Origin of the sequence: Sorangium aterium, from assembly GCF_028368935.1 — a bacterium.
GTDB lineage: Bacteria > Myxococcota_A > Polyangia > Polyangiales > Polyangiaceae > Sorangium > Sorangium atrum.
Genome location: NZ_JAQNDK010000005.1, coordinates 1,292,311 through 1,315,334 on the forward strand (window position 1 = coordinate 1,292,311; position 23,024 = coordinate 1,315,334).

Genomic DNA, 23,024 nt, shown 5'->3' on the forward strand with positions numbered 1-23,024 from the left:
TTTGACAGGAAGTCGGGAAATTTCTAATGCCCGATCTGGCGGCGCCGGACACCGAATCCGATCGTTTCGTGATGTCACATACACATCAGGCCGGTTGTGGTCCTCGTATGGACAGGACCGGGACCTTTGCCGATCTCACCACCCGCTGCGCAACGCTGCCGAGCAGCGCCCGCGCGACGGCGCCGCGCGCGTGTGTCCCGATCACGATCATGTCGGCGCCGATCTCGTCCGCGAGGCGGGAGATCTCTTCGTCGGGGACGCCGGCGCGCAGCACGCCCGAGATCTCGACGCCGGGCGTGGCGCGCCGGCGCTCGAGCACTTGATCGAGGCTCCGCTGCGCCGCATCGGCGATGCGCGCGGCGTCCTCGGCCGAGGGGATCAGGGACGAGCCTTCCGGGAAGCTGTACACGGGCACGCTGTACACGTGCGCCACGACGATCTTCGCGGACAGCTTGCGGGCGAGCTCGATCGCCGTGTCGAGGGCGATCTCGGAGGTCGCGTTGAAGTCATGGGCCAGGAGGAGGGTCTTCATCTTGCTCCGCGGTGCTGGAGGGCGCAGGCGGCGCGCCGCCGTCCTTTCGGTCCGGCTTTCGTAGCTCCGGGGGCGGGTCTCCGGTAGGGGGCTCGTCGGAGGCCGCCGGGGCCGGCGGCTGCGCCTTCGACGGCGGTTTCACCCGCTTGAACAGCGCCATCTTCTTCAGCCGGCTGAGCTCCTCGAGCTCGCCGCGCTTCACCGCCGCGTTGTGGCGCTCCAGGTCCTTGCCCTTGAGCTCCCCCTCGTCGAGCAGCACGTACTGGACGGCCGCGGCGCGGTCGCCCGGATAGAAATAGGCCTCCTTCCGGTTCGACACGTGCGGTCCCATCTTGCTCGTCGCGCCGACCACGGCGTCGCGGGGGATCGCGTCCGCCTGCTGGCGGACCCAGGCGTAGGTCGCCTCCTGGTCGGGCGTGAGCTTGCGCGCCACGCGGGAGAAGCCGCCCTTGAACGACGCGTTCTCGACGAGCCCGCCGAACTTCCACGACATCAGCGCGCTCGCCACGAGCATGGCGGCGAGCAGCGCGCGCGAGAGGCGCCGCCCGTCGAGCCCGGGGTACGCCGACGCGGAGCCCTCCACCCGCTTGAGGGCGATCGGCGTCAGCGCGAACGCGATGGGGAAGAGGATCGACGAGTACTGGAAGGCGATCGAGAACACCGCGTCGCGCGAGGCGAGCAGGCAGAACATGAGCCCGTAGGCGAGCATCCAGCGCCCGGGCTTCGCGAGGAAGGGCAGGAAGCAGAGGGGGACGAAGAGCTGGAGCAGGAAGATGATCTTCGGCTCCTCCGTCAGGAGCTTGAGCGCGAAGATGGGGTTCGTGAGGAGGGAGACGAGCAGGCCGCTGAGCCCGCTCCGGTTCGGTATGAGCTCCTCGTAGTAGTAAGCGTACGAATAAGCGTCCTTGCCGGACATGATGATGCCCGGCGACGTCATGAAGAACAGCTTCACGATGACGAAGTAGACGAGGCTCATCGCGATGGTCACCCAGCCGAGGCGGGTCCTGCCCGGGCGCCGGTCGAGGATCGCGTAGAGCCCGACGAAGCACATCAGCAGGGGGACGTCCTCCCGGCAGAGCAGCAGCACGGCGAACGTGAACCAGTACAGCCTGTTCCTGCCGGTCTCGTAGGCGTAGAGCAGCCAGACGACGAGCGGCGAGATCAGCGCGAGCGAGTGGAACTCGTACATGTTCGCGCCGTGCAGGGCCGGGTAGATGGCCCACACCGCGGCGAGGAGGAGCGCCTTGCCGCGGTGAGCGAGCTTGTCGCGCGCGAGCAGGTAGACGGGGACGACGCCGGCGCCGAGCCACACGGACTGGAAGATGAGGAGGAACTCCGCCCTCGGATAGATGAGGTAGAGCGGCGAGAGCAGGACGAGGAGCGGGTCGAAGTGCGCGGACCCGTGGTAGCCGGCCCTGAGCCAGGAGCAGCCGAGCGGCCTCCCGTGGACCGACTGGTAGAAGATGTTGTCGTAGTACCCGAGATCGGGCGTCCGGGTGTGCAGCGCGTGGTGGTTGGTGATCGCGAGCCGGGAGAAGAAGAGGGCGTAGCCCGCCCACATCGCGAGCAGGGCGACCGGCGCGAGCCACCGCGCGGCCATGGCGAGAGCGCGGCCGTCACGAGCGCGCGGCCCTTGCGAGGGCGCGCCGTCGAGCTCGGACGCGTCATCGAACCTGGGCGAGAGCCGCTCGCCGCGGCCCCAGGCGTAGGCGCCCGCGCCCGTGGCCACGGCGGCGAGGACGGCGAAGAAGATCGCGGTCTTCGGGCTGTCCTTCTCGATGTTGGGGAGCTTGAGCGCGGCGATGAACGGGAACGCGAGCAGGGGGACCAGGGCGCGGTTGACGCGGCCCACGGTGCGCATGAAGTCCCACGACCGGGTGCGGGCCCGCCGCGCCAGCATCACGAGGAAGTAGGCGAGCCCGACCCCCACGATGGCGGCGGCGACGCCGCCGGCCATCCAGCGGCGCTCGACCTCGGTCAGCTTGTTCGTGTCGAGCTGCGCGAGCCGGCTCGGGTGGGTGAAGACCCAGGCCGTCACGGCGATGCTCATGCCGTAGAGGATCGGCCACGGCGCCAGGGTCAAGGCGGCACGCGCGAGCCGCTCGAGGGCGCCGTCGACCTTGGCGAGCGCGCTGTTCAGCCTGGTGCGGTGGTTGTCTAGCATGGGTGAGGCGGGTCCTCGGCTACTTGACTCCACCCCCCGCTGTCAAGGAACGGCAGGAACCTCGCGGAAGGACGCGGAACGGCGCGAGGACGCAGGAAGGGCAGGGCGCCGCGCGCGGCCCGCGGTAGAATGGCCGCATGTCGCACTACCGAGATCCTCTCGATGCGGCTCGCGCGCGCATCGAAACCCTCGAAGCCAAGCTGAAGGAGCGGGACGCGGCGCTCGCCGCCCGGGACGCGGAGATCGCGGAGATCCGCGCGGAGGTGGAGCGGTTGCGCGACGGATCCAGCGATGATGGGCCGCTCGACGGGCCGCTCGGCCGGGGCGGCGGGCAGCGGGCCCTGCTGGTGGCGCTCGCGGTGTGCAGCTTCGCCACCGCGACGGGCTATGCGATGGTGCGCCCCTCCCACTGCCTGCAGCGCGGCGGGGCGTACCCTGCCTCTGCCGAGGTGTTGCCGCGCTCCCACGACGGGTACGACACCTGGTCCAGCCCGGTCGACGGGGCGCGCGTCCGGGTCGGCAAGGCCGCGGGCGCGGCGCTCGAGCACGGCCGTGTCCGGGCGAAGCGCTGCTGGCAGCCGGACGGGCCGAGCGGGGTGGGGAGCGTGACCGTGACCTTCGCGCCGAGCGGCGGAGCCCACGTGGAGCTGGACGGCGCGCCCTTCGCCGGCACCGAGATCGGCGCGTGCATCATCGACGCGTTCCGAGCCGCGGCCGCGCGGGTGCCGGCCTTCGAGGGGGACGCTCTTCAGCTCACGACTCCGATCTCGCTCTGAGCGCTTCGAAGGAGCTCGTCGCTCGATCGCCCTCCTCCTCCTCACGGGCCTGTGGTGGTGAGGGACGAGCCCGGGGGACTAGCCGAATCGGGGGGTGGAGGAGGCTGGCGAGGTGGGTGGGGGAGCCAGCTGCCAGCTCACGAAGCCGATGGCGATGAGGATGAGGTACATGGCGGCGAAGACCAGGAGGCCGAAGCTGACGCCATGCTCGGCGGTGAAGCCGAGGGCAGGGAATATGAGGGAGAAGAAGAACTCACGGACACCTGCGCCAGCGACCGAGATCGGTAAGAGGCCGAGCAGGCTCGCGATGGAGAGCAAGCAGGTGACGTCGAAGAACGAGAGCGATATGCCGAGCGCACGCGCGATCAGGTAGCCCTGCACGAAGTTGACGACGAACGTCGCGACGGTGACCGGCAGCGTGAAGAGGAGCCCGCGCCCGACATGAGCGCGCAGCGCGACGAGGAAGCGGCTCGCCGCACCGGGCTCCGCGTTCTCCGATGGATCCTTCGCGATCTTGCGCGACAAGGCGAGGAGCAGGCGCTCGGCCAGCCCGGGGATGAGCAGCACGAGGGGCGCCAGGACCGTGAGCGCGATTCCACCCCACGTCACCCAGGCAAGGCGGCCGACGATCACGGCGCTGTAATGGGCGACGCCGACGGCGACGAACGCGGCGAGCACGTACAGATCACACAGCCTGTCCATCACGATGGTGGCCAGCCCCTCCGCGTACGGCACGCCGAGGTCGTGGCGCAGGTAGCGGATCCTGAGCAGATCGCCGACCCGCCCAGGGGTCAGCATGCCGACGTAGAGCGACGTCGCGTAGGCGCTCCACGCACGCCGAAGCGGATAAACGATGCCCCGGGCACGCAGCAGCGCTTCCCAGCGGACCACCTTGAGGTGGATGTTGACGAGGTTCAGCGCCGCCGCGAGCGCGAGCGGGCCAGCCGAGGCCGACACGACCGCGCCGAGCACCGCGTCCCGGTCGTCCATGCGAACGACCACGAGCACGAGCAAGAGCGGGCCAATCAGGCGGATGAGGGCGCGCAGGGCGGTGCGGTGCATGACGGCGAAGACCCCGGCCGCGCGCTCAGCGCAGCGCCGCGGAGCAGCGGGCCTGGAGAGAGGAGATGCCCCCGGAAGCAGGGACCAGGGACCGATCGAGATCAGGCTCGGCGATCACTCGAGCTCCTCGCGCACGGGCGGATCGTCTGCCAGGTGGCGCTGCTGCATCTGGAAGGTGAGGAACTCGCCGATGAAACCCATCGAGAAGAACTGGATGCCGAGGAGGATCATCAGCACGCCGAGGAGGAGCAGCGGCCGGTCGCCGATCTTGTGACCGAGCAGCCAGAGGAACGTCAAATACGCGTTGATGGTCACCCCGGTCGCCGCGAAGACCAGGCCGATGAGGCCGAAGAGGTGCATCGGTTTCTTCGAGTAACGCGTCAGGAACATGACGCTGAGCAGGTCGAAGAAGCCGCGCAGGATGCGCTCCAGTCCGTAGCGCGAGGCGCCGTACTTGCGGGCGTGGTGGCGCACCGGGATCTCCGTGACGCGGAAGCCTTGCCAGGCGGCGAGCGCCGGGATGTACCGGAAGAGATCTCCGTAGATCGGGATGGTGCGCAGCACCTCGCAACGGTAGGCCTTGAAGCCACAGTTCATGTCGTGGAGCTTCACGCCCGTGACCGCGCGGACGGTCCCGTTGAAGATCCGGGACAGGACGAGGCGATTGGCGGGGTCGAGCCGGTTGACCTTCCAGCCCACCACGACGTCGAGGCCCTCCTCGACCTTGGCGATGAAGCTCGGCAGATCGGCCGGGTCATCCTGGAGATCGGCATCCATCGTGACGACCACTGTGCCCCTCGCCTTGCGGAACCCGGCCGTGAGCGCCGTCGCCTTGCCGAAGTTCTTCCGCAGCCGGATCCCCTTCACGAGCGGGTTCTCCGCGCGGATCCTGGAGATGACGCCCCAGCTGTCGTCCGTGCTGCCGTCGTCCACGAAGATGATCTCGTAGGAGAAGCGCCCTTTCAACGCCTGATCCACCCGCTGCGCGAGCTCCGTCAGGCTCTCCGCCTCGTTCAGCCCCGGCACGACCACCGAGACGTGCGGCGCCGCCGAGGCGGCCGGCGCGATGGAAGGCGCCATGAGGCTCGGGCGAGGATCGAAGGCGGAGAGCCCGAACGTGGCGCGGTCCTCCGGAGCCTCGTGAGGGGCAGGTGTGGGGGGCTGGTCCACAATCACGGCGGCGGAGGATAGCAGAACGTCGCGAGAAGGCGCGGTTCCGTCCGAGGAAGGCGCTGCGAGCGCGACGGCGACAAGGGCAGGACGTGCTGCCGGTTACCGGGAGGGGGAGAGGGACGCGCTGCCGGGTGCTGGCGGGGGGAGAGGAAGCGTTGCGGGCGCCGGCAGGGGGCAAGGCGCGCCTCCAGGTGTCGGACGCGCTCAGGCGGGGGTGCTCTCCGGCCTGCCGACCCGTTGCCGCGGTGGTTCCGCCGTGGCCGTGGCGTCGTCCTTCTCGTCGGCCGTGAGGGCGCGCGGCGGGCTCCGCTCGAGCAGCGCGAGGAACGGCGCGTGGAGCGCCTCGAGGAGCTCGCGCTGCTTGCCGCTCGGCGTGTGCGTGAGCAGCCAGCTGATCTCGTCGTGGATGGCGTTGAACGCCGACGTACACGCGGTCATCGCCTCGCGGATGCGCTTCGAGCGCGCGATCGCGCGCGTCTGGCCGGAGCTCCGGCCGAGCCCCCTGGCGAGCGCGGTGGTCGCCTCCTCGATGCGCTTCAGGTACGCGCCGGCGCCGACCTTCTTCACGTCGGCGGAGCGCGGCGCCTTGCTCGCGATGGCGACCTGGTGCCCGCCGAAGTCGACCTCGGCGTCGTACCCGTACTGGGTCTGCTCGGTGCCAGCCCCCGCGAGCAGCGCGCCGCGCAGCCGGATCGCCGCGTCGCGATGCGCCGGATCCCTGCCCTCGGCCGCCGACGCCAGGAACAGGTGCAGCGCTCGCTGGGCAGCGTCCCACTCCGCGTCGAGCTCGGCGAGCGCCGCGGCCGACGCCACCCCGAGCGCCTCGTCGAGCGCCGCGATGCTCCAGAGCGCGCGCACCTTCCAGACCACCGGCCTCGGCGCCTCGAAGAGCGACGCCGTCGGGACGCGGCTCGGGACATCGTACCTGGCGATCGAGACGCCCTTCCACGCGCCGAGCTCGAGATCCCGCGCGAACGCGCTGAACGCCTTGTCCGTGACGAAGCTGTATCCGTGGCCTGCCATCGCTCTCTCTCCGCTCCTCCCCAGAAACCGGACATTTTAGCGAGGCGCGCGCTCTCTGCCGCAAGCGCTTTCCTCCAGGGGCCCGGTCGGGACCGTGCTCAGCGCGCGCCGGGCGAGCGGGGCGCCGAGGTACGCCCCGTGCAGGCGCACACGCGCCGGAGGAGCTGCTCCGGGGGCGGAGGCTGCTCGCTCGCGGCGTTCGACGCGCGGAGCGGCCAGGCGACCGCCGCGACACGAGCGCTCTGGGGCGACCCGAGTGTGGTAATCGAGCCGGGTGGGGAGCCGACGGCGTGACGGCGTGCCGGTGGGACGTGGAGGCGGGTGACGTGGCGGGCGAACACAGCGGCGCGCCGCGCGGCGGGCACCCGGACGATGCGCGGCTGTTCGGCCCTGATGCCGTCCGGACGTTGCGCGTGGCCTTCGAGGAAGTGACGTGGCTCCTCGGCCGCGGCTATCCGCTGCGCACCGCGATCCGGACCGCCGGCGACCACCACCAGCTGGCCGCACGCCAGCGCCTCGCGCTGCAGCGAGCCGCTTGCTCGGACGCGCAGCGGGCGTCGCGCCTCGCGCGCTGCGCGCCGTCCTCGTCGCTCCAGGGCGCGGAGGCGAACATCGACGGCTTCAACCTGATCATCACCCTGGAGGTGGCGCTCGCGGGCGGGCTGCTCGTGCGCGGGCCGGAGGGGGCGCTCCGCGATCTCGCGGGGCTGCGCGGCAGCTACGCGCCGATCGCGGAGACCGACACCGCCATCGATCGCATCGGCGACGCGCTGTCCGGCGCCGGCGCGGCGCGCGCGCGCTTTCTGCTCGACGCAGCCGTCCCCAGCTCCGGGCGGCTGCGCGCGCGGATCCTGGAGCGGCTCGGCGGCGCGCCCGTCTCGATCGAGGCGACGCTCGTTCCCGATCCCGACCGCCTCCTCGCGGGGGCGGCGGGCGTGATCTCGTCCGACAGCGTCGTCCTCGATCGCTGCGTGCGCTGGGTCAACCTCGCGGACGAGATCGTGGGCGCGCGCGTGCCGGCGGCGCGCGTGGTCGAGCTCCTCCCTCGCGGAGGCGCTGCGGGCGCGTGAGGGCGCGGAGCGCCCGTCACCGGCAGAGCCCGAGCCGCCTCGTCTGCCAGGCGACCTGCGCCGCGAGCCCCTCGCGCAGGGGCACCCGGGGCACGTACCGGAGCGCCGCCTGCGCCGCCGCGGTGTCCGCCCAGGTGCGCCGGACGTCGCCGGGCTGAGGCTCTCCCCGCTCGACGCGTACGGGTCCTGCGAGCTCTTCCAGCAGCCTGAGCGCGTCGTTGAGGCTCACCCGCGAGCCGCCGCCGATGTTGAACACGCCGACCGCGCCGCCCTCCATGGCGTCGACGTTGGCCTGCACCGCGTCGCTCACGTACGTGAAATCGCGCATCTGCTCGCCGTCGCCGTACACGCGGACCGGCTCGCCCTTCAGCACGGCGGCGATGAACCGGTGAAACGCCATGTCGGGGCGCTGCCTGGGGCCGTACACCGTGAAGTACCGGAGGGAGATCGTGGGCAGGCCGAAGTTGCGCCGGTAGAGCTCGCAGAGCTGCTCGGCGGCGAGCTTCGTGACCCCGTAGGGCGAGTGCGGTGCGGTCCGGCTGGATTCGTGCATGGGCACATCCCCCGTGTCGCCGGAGGGGTCGCCGTAGACGGAGGAGGACGAGGCATAGACGAGCTTGCGCACCTGGCCGTGCGCCCTGGTCGCCTCCAGCAGCCGCTGCGTCGCGAGCACGTTGTCGCGCAGGTAGACCTCGAAGCTCTGTCCCCAGCTCGGGCGCACACCCGCCTGCGCCGCCTGGTGGAAGACGATCTCGCGGTCCGAGAGCAGCGGGCGGAGATCGTCTGTCGCGAGGTCGGCCGTCGAGAGCGCGAAGCGCGGTTCGCCGCGCAGCCGTGCCAGGTTCCCCTCCTTGAGCTCGCGGGCGTAGTAGTCGGTGAAGCGGTCCACGCCCAGCACCTCGTGCCCGAGCTCGATCAACCGCTCCGCCAGGTGGGAGCCGATGAATCCGGCCACCCCCGTCACCAGACAACGCATCCGCCTCCCGTCCTGGTCTTGTTGCCGCGTCGCGGCCTCGCGTCCTCGTCTCGCCGCGGCGCGGCCTCCGGTCCCGGGCCTGCCGCGTCGCGGCGCGGCGCGGCGCGGCGATGCTAGCACTTCGTGCCGTTCGTCGAGTGGGCAGCAGCCGGCTGCGAAGCCCGCCACGCCGCTGAGCTCGCCCCGGGGTTTGGGGACCGACCGGCGTGGACCGACCGAGGTTGAGGACCGACCCGGGTTGAGGACCGACCGAGGTTGAGACCGACCCGGGTTGAGGACCCGGACCGACCCAGGTTGAGGATCGACCCGGAGTTGGGGGCCGCGTGGACCGACCGAGGTTGAGGACCGACCGGAGGATCGACCGACGTGGACCGACCCGGGTTGAGGACCGACCGAGGTTGAGGATCGACCCAGGGTCGAGGCCGCATGAGCCGATCGAGGTTGGGGTCAGCGCATACCCACCCTCTTCTTGCAAATACGCCCACCTTTCCGATGTGTATTTCTGAATCTGGTTGCGCCTACCCGCCCGGCGGGCGACGCTGGTGCGCGCTCGGGCCCCTCACTTTTTCTGTCCGAGGCGCGCTCGAGACGGGTCGGAAGGCTAGCTGTTGCTTATGGGAATTGTTGTCGAGCAGCTCACGAAGCGGTTCGGTCCAAACAAGGTGGTCGATGACGTCTCGTTCGAGATCGAGAGCGGCGCGCTGGTCGCGCTCCTCGGTCCGAGCGGAGGTGGCAAGAGCACCGTCCTGCGCATCATCGCCGGGCTCGAGAGCCCCGACTCCGGCGAGGTCATCCTGAACGGCAAGAAGGCGACGACCACCCGCGTCCAGGATCGGAACATCGGCTTCGTCTTCCAGAACTACGCGCTGTTCAGGCACATGAGCGTGCGTGACAACATCGGCTTCGGCCTCTCCATCCGGAAGCGGCCACGGAAGGAGATCGCGACCACCGTCGACGAGCTCCTCAGCCTCGTGCAGCTCGACGGGCTCGGCGGCAGGTTCCCGCACGAGCTCTCCGGCGGCCAGCGGCAGCGCGTCGCGCTGGCGCGTGCGCTCGCGCCAGGCTCGTCGCTGCTCCTGCTCGACGAGCCGTTCGGGGCGCTCGACGCCAAGGTCCGCCTCGAGCTGCGCGAGTGGATCCGGAGGCTCCACAAGGAGAGAGGGATCACGAGCGTCTTCGTGACCCACGACCAGGAAGAGGCGATGGACCTCGCCGATCGGGTCATCGTGCTGCACAAGGGGCGGGTCGAGCAGATCGGCACCCCGGAGGAGATCTACGACCGGCCGTCGACCGAGTTCGTCGCGAGCTTCGTCGGATCGATCAACGTGCTCAAGGGGGAGGTGCGCGACGGCCAGGCGGCGCTCGGGACCCTCGCGGTGCACGCTCCCCCCGGGACCGGCGACGGCGCGAGCGTGCGCGCCTTCGTACGTCCGCATGACATCGAGGTACACACCCGGATCGACTCCTCGAAGACGCCCGCCGCCGACGATGCCAGCGTCGCGCGCGTCGAGCGGCTGTCGCGGGTCGGGTGGATGGTCAAGGCAGAGCTCCGCCTCTCCGATGGCCAGCCGCTCTCCGTGGAGCTGACCAAGGATCGCGTCGCCGAGCTCGGCCTGTCCGAGGGGGACAGGGTGCTGGTAAATCTCCGAGACGCCAAGATCTTCGTGCAAGATTACTCCATCTAACTAGCCCGCTGGCCGGCGCTCCCGTCTGGTCAACGGCCATCACGGGAGGCGGCACGTGGCTTCAATCTTCGACGACATCGCGGCGACGATCGGGCGCACCCCGCTCGTCCGCCTGAGCTCTGCGGGAAAGGGTCTGCGCGCCGAGCTGATCGGCAAGGTCGAGAGCCGGAACCCTGGCGGCAGCGTCAAGGATCGCATCGGCCTCGCGATGGTCGAGGACGCCGAGCGGCAGGGCAAGCTGAAGAGCGGCAGCGTCCTCGTCGAGCCGACGAGCGGCAACACGGGCCTCGCGCTGGCGATGATCGCCGCGGCCAAGGGCTACCGGCTGATCCTCACGATGCCGGAGTCGATGAGCCCGGAGCGGATCGCGCTGCTCCGGGCGTTCGGGGTCGATGTGCTGCTGACGCCCGGGTCGCTCATGGTGCAGGCCGTCGCGCGGGCGCGCCAGATCGTGGAAGAGACGCCCGGCGCGGTGATGCTCCAGCAGTTCGAGAACCCGGCGAACCCCGCCGCGCACCGCGTGACGACCGCGCGCGAGATCTGGGAGGACACGGACGGGACGGTCGACGTCGTGGTCGCCGGCGTGGGGACCGGCGGGACGATCACCGGCGTGGGCGAGGTGCTCAAGCAGAAGAAGCCGGGCGTGAAGATGATCGCGGTCGAGCCCAGGAACGCGGCCGTGCTGAGCGGCGGCCGCGTGGGCGCGCACCTGATCCAGGGCATCGGCGCGGGCTTCGTCCCGAAGATCCTCCGGCGCGAGCTCATCGACGAGGTGGTGCCCGTGTCCGAGGACGAGTCCTTCGACGCCGCGCGCCGGCTCGCCAAGACCGAGGGCATCCTCGTCGGCATCTCCGGCGGCGCGGCGATGGCGGCGGCGCTGTCGATCGCGGCGCGCGACGAGATGCAGGGGAAGAGGATCGTGGTGATCCTTCCCGACGGCGGGGAGCGGTACGTCACCTCGCCGCTCTTCAAGGAGCTCGTCGGCTGCGCTCGCGCGGCCGCGCCCCGCTGAACCGCCAGGGAACTAGGGAAGGCAGCCGCACATCGGGTCGCCTTCCCGGCAGAAGCACTCCGCCTTCCTGGGCGCCTGCGGCGCCGCCGGCCTCGCGGCCTTGACCTGGAGGGCCTCCCGGTCGCGCTTCGCCGCGAGGAGCTTGCGCTCGAGCTCCGCCTTCTCGGCCTGGCTCCGCACCGTCTGGTACGCGAGCGTGAGCTCGTCGATCTTCCTCTCGCTCGCCGCGAGGTCGCTCTGGAGCGTCGCGAGCCGCTGCTCGTGAGCGGCGCGCGTGGCCGTCTGCTCGGCCAGCGTCTGCTCCGCCTCCGGCTTGATCTTGCCGAAGAAGACGCCGAGCGTCGCGGCGAGCACGACGACGAAGAGCGCGCTCCCCCCCGTGACGAGCTGCTTGAGCCGCCGCTTCTGGGCGTCTCCCGCGAGGGCGGCGAGCCTGCGCTCGTGCTCCTGCTGCTTCGCCATCGCCTCGATGCGCGCGCGCTGCTCGGCCTCGATGCGGGCCTTCTCGACGGCCGCGACCCGGATCCCCTCGAGCCGCGCGGCCTCCTCGCGCGCCTGCTCCTCCTCGCGGCGGGTCCGCTCCTCTTCGGCCCGGATGCGCGCCGCCTCCTCCGCCCGAGCGCGCCGCTCGAGGGCGCGCCGCGCCTCTTGCTCTGCGAGCGCGCGCTGCCGCACGGCCTCCTCCTCCTCGCGCAGCCGCTGCTTCTCGAGGCTCATGAGCTGCTTGAGCGAGAACAGAACAGAGCTCTCCTGGATCTCGGCCATGACGGATCGACCTCCTTGCCCGCGCCGGGGTGCGGAGCGCACGGCGCACGCCGACGAGCGCGGCTCCAGCGGATGAACTCCGCCTGTCCGGCCTCGCTCTCGCGCGCGGTGCGCTCTCGGTTCTCCAGTTGGACCGAGCGACGAGATGGAAGCTTGGATGGCCGAGGAGCCGATCAGGACGGGCGCAGGGGAAGCGCCGCGAGGAGTGTGGGAGAAGGAGGGGGCGCCGCGAGCGGCGCGATCACTCGATGCGGACGGCGACGAGGACCTTCATCCATACCCCTTCGGGCGGGATCGTCTTCGTCAGATCGACCTTGCCTTCCCAGTCGACGTGTACGGTGTAATCGCCGCTCTCGTCGTTCTTGTAGAAGAAGGGCCGGATGTCGTCGTTATAGACCCGATCGAGCGGGACGATGCGCTCCCCGGTGGGCATCGGCGCCTTCTTGGCGACGACGGTCGACTTGCCGTCGACGACGGCCGAGGCGGAGACGCTCTTGATGAAGGTGAGGTCGGGGACGTTGTTGTCGCGCGCTTCCAGCCGGATGTACATGAGCTCGGCCCTGTCGACCGAGTTCGGGTCCTCCGAGACGGAGAGCTCGCTCCATCCGGAGAAGACCGACTGCGAGGTGGGCTTGACGAGGAACTTGGTCTCCACCTCATGCTCGCCGACGACCGAGGCGCAGGCGCTCGCGCCGAGGGACAGCGCCATGGTGAGCGCCGCGCCGGTGCGCGCGGAGAGGCAGAGCGAGGCGAGCCCACGGCGGCAGGTCAACATAAGCATCCTCATTCGCAAGACATAGCATGGCGAGGTCCGATCGACGCGCGGGGCGCGGCCGGCTATCGTCGTCGGCCGAGGGCGACCAGATGGCGGCGGAATCAGGCGCGGGTATTGACGGCGGGCAGGGTACGGCCCCCGCCTCCTTCGAGGCGAGGCTCGATCTCGCCCAGCGGACGAGCGCGCGGCTGCGAGAGGCGATCGGGCAGGCCGTGGTCGGGCAGGACGACGTCATCGAGCAGACGCTCTGGGGGATCCTCGCGGGAGGGCACGTCCTCCTCGAGGGGGCGCCCGGGCTGGGCAAGACGCTCCTCGTCAGGACCATCGCCGGCTGCCTGGATCTCGCGTTCTCGCGCATCCAGTTCACCCCGGATCTCATGCCGAGCGACGTGACCGGCACGAACGTGCTCGTCGCGGCGGCGGACGGCTCGCGCCACTTCTCGCTGCACAAGGGGCCGATCTTCGGGCAGGTGATCCTGGCCGACGAGATCAACCGGGCGACGCCGAAGACGCAGAGCGCGCTGCTCGAGGCCATGCAGGAGCACGCGTGCACCATCGCGGGCACGCGGTACGCGATGGAGGAGCCGTTCTTCGTGCTGGCCACCGAGAACCCGATCGAGATGGAAGGGACTTACCCCCTGCCGGAGGCGCAGCTCGATCGGTTCCTGCTCAAGGTGCTCGTGCCGAGCCCGACCGAGGACGAGATGACCGAGATCCTCGCCCGGACCACGGGCCACGATCGCGGGCCGCCGCCGCGGGTGCTCACCCGCGACGACGTGCTCTCGCTGCGATCGCTCTGCCGCGACATCGCGGTCGCCGAGCCCGTCATGCGGTACGCGTCGCGGCTCACGCGGGCGAGCGATCCGGCGGCCGAGGGGGCGCCCGAGATCGTGCGGAGGTCGCTCCGGTTCGGCGCCGGCGTGCGCGGCGCGCAGTCGCTGGTGCTGGCCGCGAAGGCCGTGGCGCTCCTCCAGGGAAGGGCGCACGTCGCCTTCGCCGACGTGCAGCGGGTCGCGAAGCCGGTGCTCCGCCACCGGATGATCCGGTCCTTCGAGGGCGAGGCGGAGGGGATCACGACAGATCAGGTGATCGCGGCGCTCCTCTCCGCGATAGAGGCGCGCCCCGAGCCCGTGGCGCAGGCGATCCGGCGATGAGGCGCGTGGATGAGCCGCGGGGGCAGGCGATCCGGAGCGGGTCGCCGAGGAGGGGCGCGAAGGGCCTTGCGGGGGCGGCGTCGCTCGCGGCGCTCTTCTCGGCGGGGCCCGCGTCCGGGCAGGCGCCGCCTCTGTCGACCGCGACGGAGCTCGTCGTCGACGTGGCGCCCGTGCTCGGGACGAGCGGCGGGATACCCTGGGGCTGGAACCAGGTCGTCGTGCGCATCCAGAACAACGGCGGCAGGGCGGCCAGGGGCGAGGTCGAGGTCGAGTCGAAGCGCTACTCCGATGAGCGCGTCTTCGTCGCGTCGGCGCCGTACGCCGTCGGGGCGGGCGCGTCGGTCGACGTGCGCGTGCCGGTGCACGTGTCGCCTTTCGGCGACGTGCAGGTGCGGGCGCTCGATGAGGGCGGAGCACAGGTGTCGTCGCAGGGGCTCTCGTCGACCTCGCAACACGCGGTGGTGCTCTTCGACGTCAGCGAGAGGTCGCTCCTCCGCGGGGGCCTCCACGACGCGCCGATCGCGCCGCTGTACATATCGACCAGCCGCGCGCCCGGGGGGACGCCGAGCCCTGTCCTCTGGGTCGGGCAGCCTCGCTTCGACAGCGCGACCGGCGACCCGCTGCTGCCCGACCGGGCGGCCCTGTACAACGCGGCGGACGCCGTGCTCATGCGCACCGACACGCTGTCCAGGCTGAGCGGCTCCGAGCTCGAGGCGCTCGCCGGCTTCGTCCTCTCCGGCGGCACGCTGGCGCTGTCCGTCGCCCGCCCCGAGGATCTGCGGCACCCGACGCTCGCGGCGTTCGTCGGCGGTGAGGTCGCGAGGGCGCCCATCGCGCCGCCCACCCTCGCGGAGATCGCGCCGCCCGGCGGCTCCAGCGGCTTTGGCAAGCAGGGCAACGTGCTCCTGCCCGCGCCGAGCGCGACCCCCGCGGTGGCCGAGTCGCTCTGCGGCTGGTCGGGCGGCAACCTGCGCGGGAGCCCGTATGGCAGCTCGGCGTTCTACGGCCTCGGCGAGGTGCACCTGCTGGCGTTCGACCCAACGCGCTCGCCCGCGGCCAGCGACCCGTGGGTGAAGATCCGTGTGGCCGATCTCGCTCGCCGCGCTTACGACCGTCGCTCCACGGTCGCCTTCCGCCCGGGGGAGGATGCGATGGGCGTCGACCTCGATCCGGTGCGGCGGGAGCTCGATCCGAACGAGAGCTCCCGCTGGGCGATCGGGGTCTCCGCGCTGCTGCTCTGCATTTACGCGGTGCTCGCCGGTCCGATCAATTTCTCGCGCGCCGCGCGGCAGGGGAGGCCGCTCCGCGCGCTCTGGTACCTGCCGGTGCTCTCTGCGGTCACGTTCGCGGTGATCGTCGGCGTGGGCCTGTTTGCGAAGGGGGTGCGCGGCCGGGCGCGGCACCTCACGTTGATCGAGGCGGGGGCCGGCATGACGAAGGGCGCGGTGCGCCGGTTCCGGGGCTTCTTCGTCGCCAGCGCGGAGGAGCTCACGGTCCGCACGACCGACCCGAGCGGCGTGATCAGCACGGCGGTGGTCGCCGAGCTCTCCGAGCGGCGCGACCGGCTGCTCGTGGACCGTGACGGCGCCCGGCTGACGAAGGTCGCGGCGCTCCCCTGGCAGACGGTGATCGTGCGCGAGGACGGGGCCGCGTCGCTCGGGGACGGCATCGCGATCGTCGCCGATCCGAGCGGCGACATCGTCGTGAGCAACCGGAGCGGCCGCGACCTCCGAGGCGGCGTCCTGTGGCTACCGGAGGGCGCGGCCCGCTACTTCGCCCGCATCGGCGACGGGGAGAGGGTCTCGTCGCGCGCGGGGGTTGATCTCGCGGCGCGGAGCGAGGGGCAGGGCTGGCTCTCGCACGCCGGCTCCGCGCGGCGGGTCGGCGGCATGGACGTCCACGACCTCGGCGGGAGGCTGCTGACGCCGCTCCTCGAGCCCGACGTCCCGGGGCTCGGCGCCGCGTGGCTGGCCATCGAGGAGGCGGCCGGCGGATCGGTCGACTGGTTCCCGGCCGGCGTGCCCGTGCTGTTCGGCCAGCTCGACGGCGGCGAGGGGCGCGCGAGCGACTCCGGGTTGCGAATCGACAGCGACCGCGTGCTCGTGCGGGTCGTCGGCTACGGAGGCCGGCCGTGAGCGCGGCGCTCGGCGGCGCTCCGCTCTCCACGGCCGCGGCGCAGATCGAGCGGCTTCGGCCGACGATCCGCGTCCGGCACCTCTCGCACCGCTTCGGCGCGCTCGACGTGCTGAAGGACGTCACCTTCGACGTGGGCCCCGGCGAGATCTTCGGCTTCATCGGGCCGAACGGCGCGGGCAAGACGACGACGATCCGGGTCATGGCGACCTTGCTCGAGCCCATGGCAGGGCGGGTCGAGATCGACGGCGTCGACGTGACGATCGACCCCGCGGCTGTCCGTCGCAGCATCGGGTACATGCCGGATCACGCCGGCGTCTACGACAGGATCACGGTGCGCGAGTACCTCGAGTTCTTCGCGGACGCCTTCCGGGTGCCGTCGCTCGACGTGGTCGACGCCGTCCTGGAGCTGACCGACCTCGGCAAGATCCAGGACCGGATCGTCGCCACGATGTCCAAGGGGATGAAGCAGCGCCTCCAGCTCGGGAGGATCCTGCTGCACGATCCGAAGGTCCTTATCCTGGACGAGCCGGCCAGCGATCTCGATCCGCGCGCGCGCATCGAGATCCGCGATCTCTTGCTCGAGCTCCGGAGCCTGGGGAAGACGATCTTCCTCTCGTCGCACATCCTCACGGAGCTCTCCGACGTGTGCACGTCGATCGGCATCCTCGAGAAGGGCCGCCTCGTCGTCGCCGGGCCGATCGGGGAGATCGCCGCGCGCCTCGAGGCGGTGCGCGCGGCGCAGGCGCACGGGCACGCGCCGCCGCGCCACGCCGTCGTGCCGGGCGCGTACGGGGCGCAGGCGCACGGGCATGCGCCGCCGCGGCACGGACCCGGGGCGGCCACGCCCGACGGCGCGCCGACGGATCCGGCAGCCGTCGATCGCTCGCAGGCCGACGGTCCGCCGCCCGGATACGGCCCGCACCCGCCGCACGCCGCTGGGCTGGCGAGCGCCGGGCAGGCGGCCTATCCGGCGCTCTCGCAGATCTCCCGGCGCAAGGTCAAGGTGCGGGTCCTCGGCGATCCCGAGGCAGCGGCCTTCCTGGTCAGGGGCGGGCCGGGGATCACCGACGTCGACATCGTCGCCGGAGCCGTTCACGTCGGCTACGTGGGCACCGACGTGAAGATCGCCGAGATCGTCCAGCACCTCGTGCGCAGCGGCGTCGGCGTGATCGGCGTCGAGCCGGAGCGCAATGAGCTCGAGAGGATCTTCCTGGAGGTCACGCAAGGAGAGGTGCAGTGAGCGTGCAGACTGGCACATCGCCGCCCGCCGGTCCGGCGTCGCAGCGGCTCGTCGATCGGGCGCGGCATCGCGTGGGGCACGTCCTGCGCGAGCCGAACCCGATCTGGATCCGTGAGCTCAAGCAGGCGGCGCGCCTCGCCCGCACGCCGATCATCCTGCTGGTGCTGGCCGTGCTGATGGCGCTGCTCGTGGCGACCATCGGCGGCATCGCGGCGAAGGAAATCGCGCCTGCGAAGACGGGCGTGATCCTGTTCCAGGTCTTCTTCTCGCTCGCGTACTTCGTGGTGGCGCTGGTCGGGCCGGCGGTCGCCGCGAACAGCATCGCTTCGGAGCGCGAGGGGCGCACCTGGGAGGCGGTGCTCCTGACGGGCATCCCGCCCGGCGAGATCGCGCGAGGCAAGTTCCTCGCCGCGTACACGGCGATCTCGATGTACGTGGTGATGCTCGCGCCGGTCGGGGCGCTGCCGTTCCTGTTCGGCGGGATCACCGCGATGGAGGTGGTGATCGCCTTCCTGTTCCTCTTCTTGATCGCGCTGCTCAGCGTGGCCTTCGGCCTGGCGATCAGCTCGAAGATGGCGAGCCTGCGCGCGGCGATCCTCGTCACGCTGCTGCTCGCGTTCCCGCTGTCGATCGGCCTGTTCTCGGCGGGGGGCTCGGGGCTCTCGTACGCGGCCCACCTGGCCTGGCCGGAGGTGCCCGAGGGGCCGCCGATCTGGCTCCCGATCGCCTACCAGCGCGCGCCTCTCGGCCTCGATTACGTGCTCTTCCTGATCCTCCTGCCGATCGCGGCGATCGGCATGCCCGCGTGGTTCCTGTACCAGGTGACCGTCGCGAACCTCACGAGCGAGAGCGACGATCGCTCTTCCGGGTTGAAGACGTGGTTCGCGGTCTGCGCGCCCGTGGCGACCGCCGCCGTCGCGGTGCCGGCGCTCTCGGTGGACCCCTCCGATCGCATGCCCGCGATCGTCGCGGGCGTGTGCGCGGCGCTCTCGTTTCTGATCTTCTGCGTGTTCCTCTTTGCCGGTGAGCCGATCGGCCCATCGCGCCGCGTCGAGGTTCACTGGGCTCGGAGCCGCGCCAGCCGGCTGCGTCGCTTCTTCGGCCCCGGCGTGATGCGCTCGGCGTACCTCCTCCTCGCGGTGGGGGTCCCCGCCATCGCCGCGCTCTGGCTCATCGGGCACCGGCTGAGCCTCGGCGCGCCCGTCGCGACGCCGGAGATCCAGGCGCAGCAGGTGCAGCACGTCGCCGTCTATGCGCTCGCCGTCTACGTGTTCCTCGTCGGGCTCGGCGCGTTCCTTCGCGCGCGGATCGCCTCGCCCCTGGTGACGCGGGCGCTGCTCCTGACGCTGCTCTTCACGATCGCGGTCGGCCCATGGATCGTCGCCGCCATCGCGGGCCTCGTCGCGGAGCTCGACACGAGCGAGAGCGCTCTCCTCGTCGCGGCCCCGTCGCCGTTCTACGCGTTCGTGATGCTCTCCAAGGCCGATCAGGGCGATGCAGGGTCTGTCATCGCCGCCGGGTACACGGCCGCAGCCGGCTGGGTCGCCGTCGGGCTCGGCCTGCTCTCCGCGGCCCGCGCGCGCTGCGCTGCCGTCGTCGCGCAACGCGAGGCGGCCTTCGCCGAGACGGACGCGCTCCTCGCCCGGGAAGACGAGGCGGCGCTCGCGGCGGAGCAGGCAGCGCCGCCGCACGCGGCCACGCCCGAGCACGCCGGGCCAGGGAGCGCCGCGGGCACTGCCGCCTGATCACGGAGCGCGATCGCGGCGCGCTCCGAAATCGTACGTGCACGTCTCTTTGTGTGGAAATTTGGATCGCGACCGGGGAATGCAGCAGGATGCGCTGCGCGCGGATCTGTTGAAATCTTGGGCGTCCTGTGGCGAGCGTGTGAAAAGAGCGCTCGCGCGCTCGAGGTCCGGGAGCGAGATGGGGATCTCGATTCCTCGCGTCGTGTGACGACGGCGGCACCACCTCGACCCGCAGAGGATGGCCTTGCCTTCGCACGAAGACTGCCGATGCGCGGCGCCTGAGCTGAGCGATACCTTGCTGGATGGAACGCCGTACCGGCCCGTGCGTCGGCTGGGGCGAGGGGGCATGGGCGAGGTGATCGAGGCGGCGCACGTGGGCCTCGACAAGCCGGTGGTGGTGAAGCTCTTGCACCGCGACCTGAACCGCGAGCCGCGGCTCGTGGAGCGGATGCGCGTCGAGGCGCAGTCGCTGGCGCGGCTCGCCCACCCGAACCTGGTGACCGTCACCGATTTCGGGCGGACCGCCGAGGGGAGGACGTTCCTCGTCATGGAGCGGCTCTATGGCCGGACGATGCGCGAGGAGCTCGCGGCGCGCGGCGCGCTGCCGGCGACGGAGGCGCTCGATCTCGTGACGCAGACGCTGGCGGGCCTCGCCGCGGCGCACGGCGCGGGCATCGTCCACCGCGACGTGAAGCTCGAGAACCTCTTCGTGTGCGACGCGGACGCGCAGGGGCGGCGCGTGGTGAAGGTGCTCGATTTCGGGATCGCCAAGGTGGTCGCTCCGCGCGGCGATGGGCGCGCGCCGGCGCCGTCGCTCTATCAGACGGAGGAGGGGGTGCTCGTCGGTACGCCGCGCTATCTCTCGCCCGAGCAGGCTTGCGGGCTCGCCGTCGATGCGCGCACCGACGTGTATGCGGCCGGCGTGGTGCTCTACACGCTGGTCGCCGGTCGCGATCCGTTCGAGCATATGAGGCGCGTCCACGAGCTCGTGCGCGCCCACGCGAGCGAGGTCCCGGCGCCGCCGTCCAGCCATGCGCCACGACTGGTGCCGCCGGAGCTCGACCGCGCGATCATGAGGGCGCTGGAGAAGCGTCCGGAGCTCCGTTTCCCGGACGCTGCGGCGTTCGCGGCGGAGCTGTCGCGCATCGCCGCGGGGCTATCGAGAGGGGTCGATGGTGGGTCGGTCGTACCATCGGGGTCGTACTGGCAGCGCACGGCGCCGCTTACGCTGCCGCCGGTCCGGGCGCCGGTGCTCCCACCGACGTTGAGCGCGACCGTGAAGGCGTTCGGCCTGACGGCGCTGGACATGGCTGCGCAGCCCACCCCAGGAGCTGCGCAGCAGCGCGCCTCGGAGGCGCACAGAAGCAGGGCGCGCCGCGCGCGACGGCCCGCGCGCCCCGAGGCCAGCTGGGCGGCCATGGGATTGCTGGTGGTGAGCGTGGTGCTCTTCGGCTTCACCCTGGCGTTGCTGGTGAGCTTCGTGGGCTGACAGGCCGGTACGGCGTCGTCGCCGCGGATGCCAGGAACGTCACCCGGCGCGACGAACCCGCTACGATGCGGGCTGCGGAATGGGAGCGCTGAGGCTGAGAGGGCCAACCTGGGTCGGAAGGGGCAACCTCGGAGGGGTCAACCTCGGCGTGGTGGAAGGCTCAACCTGGGGGTGGGCCACGAGGCAAGGCAACTCAACCTGGGTGGGCCAAGGGCCAGGGTGTGGGCCACGAGGCAACTCAACCTGGGTGAGGGCCAGAGGGCCAAGGGCCAAGCTCAACCTGGGTGCGGGGCCAGGCCGGGAGGCAGGAGAGAGGCTCAACCTGGGTGCGGGCCGTGGACGCGATCTGGATGCAAAAAATCGATGCTATGGCACACGGAAAGTTTGGCGGCGTAGTAGTGGGCAACACCCGCGTGGTTCGGTGAGGAAGCAAGAAGGTGGCCAGGGTCAACTTTGCGCGCCGTCGATCCGCGGAGCCGCGCCTCGCGCGACGTCATGGTTCGCGACATCGGAGCCTTCGAGCATCAGGAGCCGGCACCGTCACGTCCATGACGGCGCCAGCTCCCGATGCCCGTGCCCTCCCGTGGGGCGACCCTGGCATCGCTCCGGAGGGGGTGGTGACGCTTGGGTGCGTGGTGGTGGCGGCCGGGTGGAGTATCTTCGGGTCCATGCCGTGGCCCTGTCCCCGAGCGAGCTCCGAGGTATCGTGCGCGGGCCAGCGCACGTTCGACGCTGGCCTCCCGTGCCCCCGGGCTCGTCGGAGCGCTGTCGCGGCACCCGCCACGCCGTCTGCAGTGCAGCGGTCGAGGCAGATCACCTCGGGAGTGCGCCCATGACAGCGCGACGTCTTGCACCGAGGGCTCGATGCGCTGCTGCCCACGTTGGGCAGCAGCGCGCCTTTTGCGCGTGGCGAGAGGGGCAGGCATGACCAACAGGAACGCGAACAAGAGCTCGCCAGGGCAGCCGGCTGGTCAGGGCGCTGCGGGCGACGCCGCGCCGCAGCAACCGACGCTGCCGCAGCAGCCGCCGCGCGGGTACGACACGCCGAATTTTGCATCGCAAGAGCACCCCTCGCCGGCGCAACAGCGAGCGCTAACGCAGGAGCCGCGCCGCAGGCCTGAAGATGGAAACACCGGCCCCGCAGCGCCACCCGCGGAGCGGATGGTGCAGTGGGGCGAGCCCAGGCCGCGGCGCCGCCAGGATCGCGAGGCGGGGCCGAGCGACAAGCAGGTGTATGTTCCTCCGGTCACGCTGCCCCCGAATCGCGAGCACCAGGCGATGGATCAGCAGAAGATCCAGGTAGCGCCGTCGCTGTTGAAGGGCGTCGACGAACGGAACCGGCCGACGATGCGCAGGATCCCTGTGCAGGGGTTGCCGGGCCCCCCGGGGGCTCCCGATGGGCAGGGCGGCGCGCGTCCCGGTGGCGTCCGCACGGCCCGCGTCGGTGTCGGCAGCGGCGTCTGGCCGCCGCCCGAAGACGAGTCGTCCGGCCCGCGCGGGCAGTCGTCCCGGAAGCAGAGGCCGATGGGAACAGCCGCCCCCCAGCCAGCAGCCGCCGCTTCTCGAGCGGGGCTGCAGCCGGCCGCCGCGCGTCCCGACGCCGCCGCGGTGACCGCAGCGGCCGCCGCGGCGGTGCTCGCGGCGCGCCGCCGCCGCGCCACGCTGGCGCTCTTCGCGCTGCTCGTGTTTCTGGGGAGCGCGACGGTCGCAGGCTTCTGGGTGCTGTGGCGTGCGGCCAATCCGACGAGCGGGCAGGATCCGACGCTGGCCGAGGGCGGCCGCGTTCCCACGCCCGATCCCGGCGGCCTCGCGACCCCCACGCCGAGCGCGCAGCCCGAACATCCGCCTCCGGCGGCGATCGAGCCGCCGCCCACCGCAGAGCGACCCGTTCCCGCCGTGCCCGAGGTTCCGACGGCGTCGCCCTCGGCGGAGCCGAGCGCGCCGCCCGCACACTCCGCGGCCACGGTCGCCGCTCGTCCGTCATCAACGCGTCCTGCTGTGCAGGTGAAGCGTCCCACCAAGCCTACGACCGCGGCGGACGACATCTACGATTCGGCTGTTAGCCCTCCGATCCCACCACCGGTCCCGCCGTCCGCGCCCTCTGCGTCGCCCACAACGCCCCCGGGGACGACCGCTCCCCCGCGTCCCTTCCCCTGAGGCGTCGCCTCTCCGGATTGCATTTCTCCCGCCAGCCACCATGCGAAAGCCATTCTTGAAATACCTGTCTCTACTCCTCCCGTGCGCGGC

General features: G+C 71.4%; 18 protein-coding genes. 10 read left to right on the plus strand and 8 right to left on the minus strand.

Annotated features, from left to right (window positions below; genetic code table 11):
- Positions 1-85 precede the first annotated feature (85 nt).
- Positions 86-532, minus strand: a complete 447-nt coding sequence (locus tag POL72_RS43120; protein WP_272102716.1) for a universal stress protein — start codon at positions 530-532, stop codon at positions 86-88.
- Positions 507-2,696: a DUF2079 domain-containing protein gene (locus tag POL72_RS43125; protein WP_272102717.1), complete on the minus strand. Its 2,190-nt coding sequence runs from the start codon at positions 2,694-2,696 to the stop codon at positions 507-509. The genes POL72_RS43120 and POL72_RS43125 overlap by 26 nt, the downstream gene beginning before the upstream one ends.
- Before the next feature lie 137 nt (positions 2,697-2,833).
- On the opposite strand from POL72_RS43125, the gene POL72_RS43130 reads away from it, so the two are divergent.
- Positions 2,834-3,472: a hypothetical protein gene (locus tag POL72_RS43130; RefSeq protein WP_272102718.1), complete on the plus strand. Its 639-nt coding sequence runs from the start codon at positions 2,834-2,836 to the stop codon at positions 3,470-3,472.
- 78 nt (positions 3,473-3,550) lie between these two features.
- Here POL72_RS43130 and POL72_RS43135 read toward each other — a convergent pair whose 3' ends face one another.
- From POL72_RS43135 to POL72_RS43145, 3 genes are all read right to left on the minus strand, one after another.
- Positions 3,551-4,534 carry a lysylphosphatidylglycerol synthase transmembrane domain-containing protein gene (locus tag POL72_RS43135; protein WP_272102719.1) on the minus strand — a complete coding sequence of 328 codons (984 nt, stop codon included), beginning with the start codon at positions 4,532-4,534 and terminating at the stop codon, positions 3,551-3,553.
- A 114-nt stretch (positions 4,535-4,648) separates the two neighbouring features.
- Positions 4,649-5,614 (minus strand): glycosyltransferase family 2 protein, encoded by a 966-nt coding sequence (locus POL72_RS43140; protein ID WP_272102720.1) that lies wholly within the window; start codon positions 5,612-5,614, stop codon positions 4,649-4,651.
- Positions 5,615-5,911: 297 nt separating this feature from the next.
- Positions 5,912-6,730 carry a hypothetical protein gene (locus tag POL72_RS43145; protein ID WP_272102721.1) on the minus strand — a complete coding sequence of 273 codons (819 nt, stop codon included), beginning with the start codon at positions 6,728-6,730 and terminating at the stop codon, positions 5,912-5,914.
- A gap of 290 nt (positions 6,731-7,020) precedes the next feature.
- Between POL72_RS43145 and POL72_RS43150 the strand changes: the two genes are divergently transcribed.
- Positions 7,021-7,800, plus strand: coding sequence for a DUF434 domain-containing protein (locus POL72_RS43150; protein WP_272102722.1), 780 nt, complete (start codon positions 7,021-7,023; stop codon positions 7,798-7,800).
- 16 nt (positions 7,801-7,816) lie between these two features.
- On the opposite strand, the gene POL72_RS43155 is transcribed toward POL72_RS43150, so the two are convergent.
- Positions 7,817-8,776 carry an NAD-dependent epimerase/dehydratase family protein gene (locus POL72_RS43155; protein ID WP_272102723.1) on the minus strand — a complete coding sequence of 320 codons (960 nt, stop codon included), beginning with the start codon at positions 8,774-8,776 and terminating at the stop codon, positions 7,817-7,819.
- Positions 8,777-9,390: 614 nt separating this feature from the next.
- Between POL72_RS43155 and POL72_RS43160 the strand changes: the two genes are divergently transcribed.
- Both POL72_RS43160 and cysK read left to right on the plus strand, forming a co-directional pair.
- Entirely contained in the window at positions 9,391-10,461 is a 1,071-nt protein-coding gene (locus POL72_RS43160) for a sulfate/molybdate ABC transporter ATP-binding protein (protein ID WP_272102724.1), read from the plus strand.
- 55 nt (positions 10,462-10,516) lie between these two features.
- Positions 10,517-11,473 carry a cysteine synthase A gene (gene cysK / locus POL72_RS43165; RefSeq protein ID WP_272102725.1) on the plus strand — a complete coding sequence of 319 codons (957 nt, stop codon included), beginning with the start codon at positions 10,517-10,519 and terminating at the stop codon, positions 11,471-11,473.
- A 12-nt stretch (positions 11,474-11,485) separates the two neighbouring features.
- Here the strand turns inward: cysK and POL72_RS43170 are convergent, their stop codons facing one another.
- Both POL72_RS43170 and POL72_RS43175 read right to left on the minus strand, forming a co-directional pair.
- Positions 11,486-12,238: a hypothetical protein gene (locus tag POL72_RS43170; protein WP_272102726.1), complete on the minus strand. Its 753-nt coding sequence runs from the start codon at positions 12,236-12,238 to the stop codon at positions 11,486-11,488.
- Between the two features lie 241 nt (positions 12,239-12,479).
- Positions 12,480-13,013 (minus strand): hypothetical protein, encoded by a 534-nt coding sequence (locus POL72_RS43175; RefSeq protein ID WP_272102727.1) that lies wholly within the window; start codon positions 13,011-13,013, stop codon positions 12,480-12,482.
- Between the two features lie 89 nt (positions 13,014-13,102).
- On the opposite strand from POL72_RS43175, the gene POL72_RS43180 reads away from it, so the two are divergent.
- The 6 genes from POL72_RS43180 to POL72_RS43205 all read left to right on the plus strand — a co-directional run bounded on the left by POL72_RS43180 (position 13,103) and on the right by POL72_RS43205 (position 22,934).
- The gene (locus tag POL72_RS43180) at positions 13,103-14,167 is read left to right on the plus strand and encodes an AAA family ATPase (RefSeq protein WP_272102728.1); all 1,065 of its coding nucleotides are present in this window, start codon (positions 13,103-13,105) and stop codon (positions 14,165-14,167) included.
- Positions 14,164-16,302 carry a hypothetical protein gene (locus tag POL72_RS43185; RefSeq protein ID WP_272102729.1) on the plus strand — a complete coding sequence of 713 codons (2,139 nt, stop codon included), beginning with the start codon at positions 14,164-14,166 and terminating at the stop codon, positions 16,300-16,302. The genes POL72_RS43180 and POL72_RS43185 overlap by 4 nt, the downstream gene beginning before the upstream one ends.
- Entirely contained in the window at positions 16,299-17,543 is a 1,245-nt protein-coding gene (locus POL72_RS43190; protein ID WP_272102730.1) for an ABC transporter ATP-binding protein, read from the plus strand. The genes POL72_RS43185 and POL72_RS43190 overlap by 4 nt, the downstream gene beginning before the upstream one ends.
- Positions 17,540-19,288 carry an ABC transporter permease gene (locus tag POL72_RS43195; RefSeq protein ID WP_272102731.1) on the plus strand — a complete coding sequence of 583 codons (1,749 nt, stop codon included), beginning with the start codon at positions 17,540-17,542 and terminating at the stop codon, positions 19,286-19,288. Before POL72_RS43190 ends, POL72_RS43195 begins: the two co-directional genes overlap by 4 nt.
- A 238-nt stretch (positions 19,289-19,526) precedes the next feature.
- Entirely contained in the window at positions 19,527-20,777 is a 1,251-nt protein-coding gene (locus POL72_RS43200) for a serine/threonine-protein kinase (RefSeq protein ID WP_272102732.1), read from the plus strand.
- 924 nt (positions 20,778-21,701) lie between these two features.
- Positions 21,702-22,934, plus strand: a complete 1,233-nt coding sequence (locus POL72_RS43205; RefSeq protein WP_272102733.1) for a hypothetical protein — start codon at positions 21,702-21,704, stop codon at positions 22,932-22,934.
- Positions 22,935-23,024: the final 90 nt, after the last annotated feature.

Excerpts from the sequence above, each read along its gene's own strand:
- POL72_RS43170 (WP_272102726.1), bottom strand. The coding sequence starts at position 12,238 with ATGGCCGAGATCCAGGAGAGCTCTGTTCTGTTCTCGCTCAAGCAGCTC.
- POL72_RS43180 (WP_272102728.1), top strand. The coding sequence starts at position 13,103 with ATGGCGGCGGAATCAGGCGCGGGTATTGACGGCGGGCAGGGTACGGCC.
- POL72_RS43140 (WP_272102720.1), bottom strand. The coding sequence starts at position 5,614 with ATGGCGCCTTCCATCGCGCCGGCCGCCTCGGCGGCGCCGCACGTCTCG.
- POL72_RS43135 (WP_272102719.1), bottom strand. The coding sequence starts at position 4,534 with ATGCACCGCACCGCCCTGCGCGCCCTCATCCGCCTGATTGGCCCGCTC.
- POL72_RS43120 (WP_272102716.1), bottom strand. The coding sequence starts at position 532 with ATGAAGACCCTCCTCCTGGCCCATGACTTCAACGCGACCTCCGAGATC.
- POL72_RS43160 (WP_272102724.1), top strand. The coding sequence starts at position 9,391 with ATGGGAATTGTTGTCGAGCAGCTCACGAAGCGGTTCGGTCCAAACAAG.
- POL72_RS43145 (WP_272102721.1), bottom strand. The coding sequence starts at position 6,730 with ATGGCAGGCCACGGATACAGCTTCGTCACGGACAAGGCGTTCAGCGCG.
- POL72_RS43155 (WP_272102723.1), bottom strand. The coding sequence starts at position 8,776 with ATGCGTTGTCTGGTGACGGGGGTGGCCGGATTCATCGGCTCCCACCTG.
- POL72_RS43200 (WP_272102732.1), top strand. The coding sequence starts at position 19,527 with ATGGCCTTGCCTTCGCACGAAGACTGCCGATGCGCGGCGCCTGAGCTG.
- POL72_RS43130 (WP_272102718.1), top strand. The coding sequence starts at position 2,834 with ATGTCGCACTACCGAGATCCTCTCGATGCGGCTCGCGCGCGCATCGAA.
- POL72_RS43185 (WP_272102729.1), top strand. The coding sequence starts at position 14,164 with ATGAGGCGCGTGGATGAGCCGCGGGGGCAGGCGATCCGGAGCGGGTCG.
- POL72_RS43175 (WP_272102727.1), bottom strand. The coding sequence starts at position 13,013 with ATGTTGACCTGCCGCCGTGGGCTCGCCTCGCTCTGCCTCTCCGCGCGC.
- POL72_RS43205 (WP_272102733.1), top strand. The coding sequence starts at position 21,702 with ATGACCAACAGGAACGCGAACAAGAGCTCGCCAGGGCAGCCGGCTGGT.
- POL72_RS43125 (WP_272102717.1), bottom strand. The coding sequence starts at position 2,696 with ATGCTAGACAACCACCGCACCAGGCTGAACAGCGCGCTCGCCAAGGTC.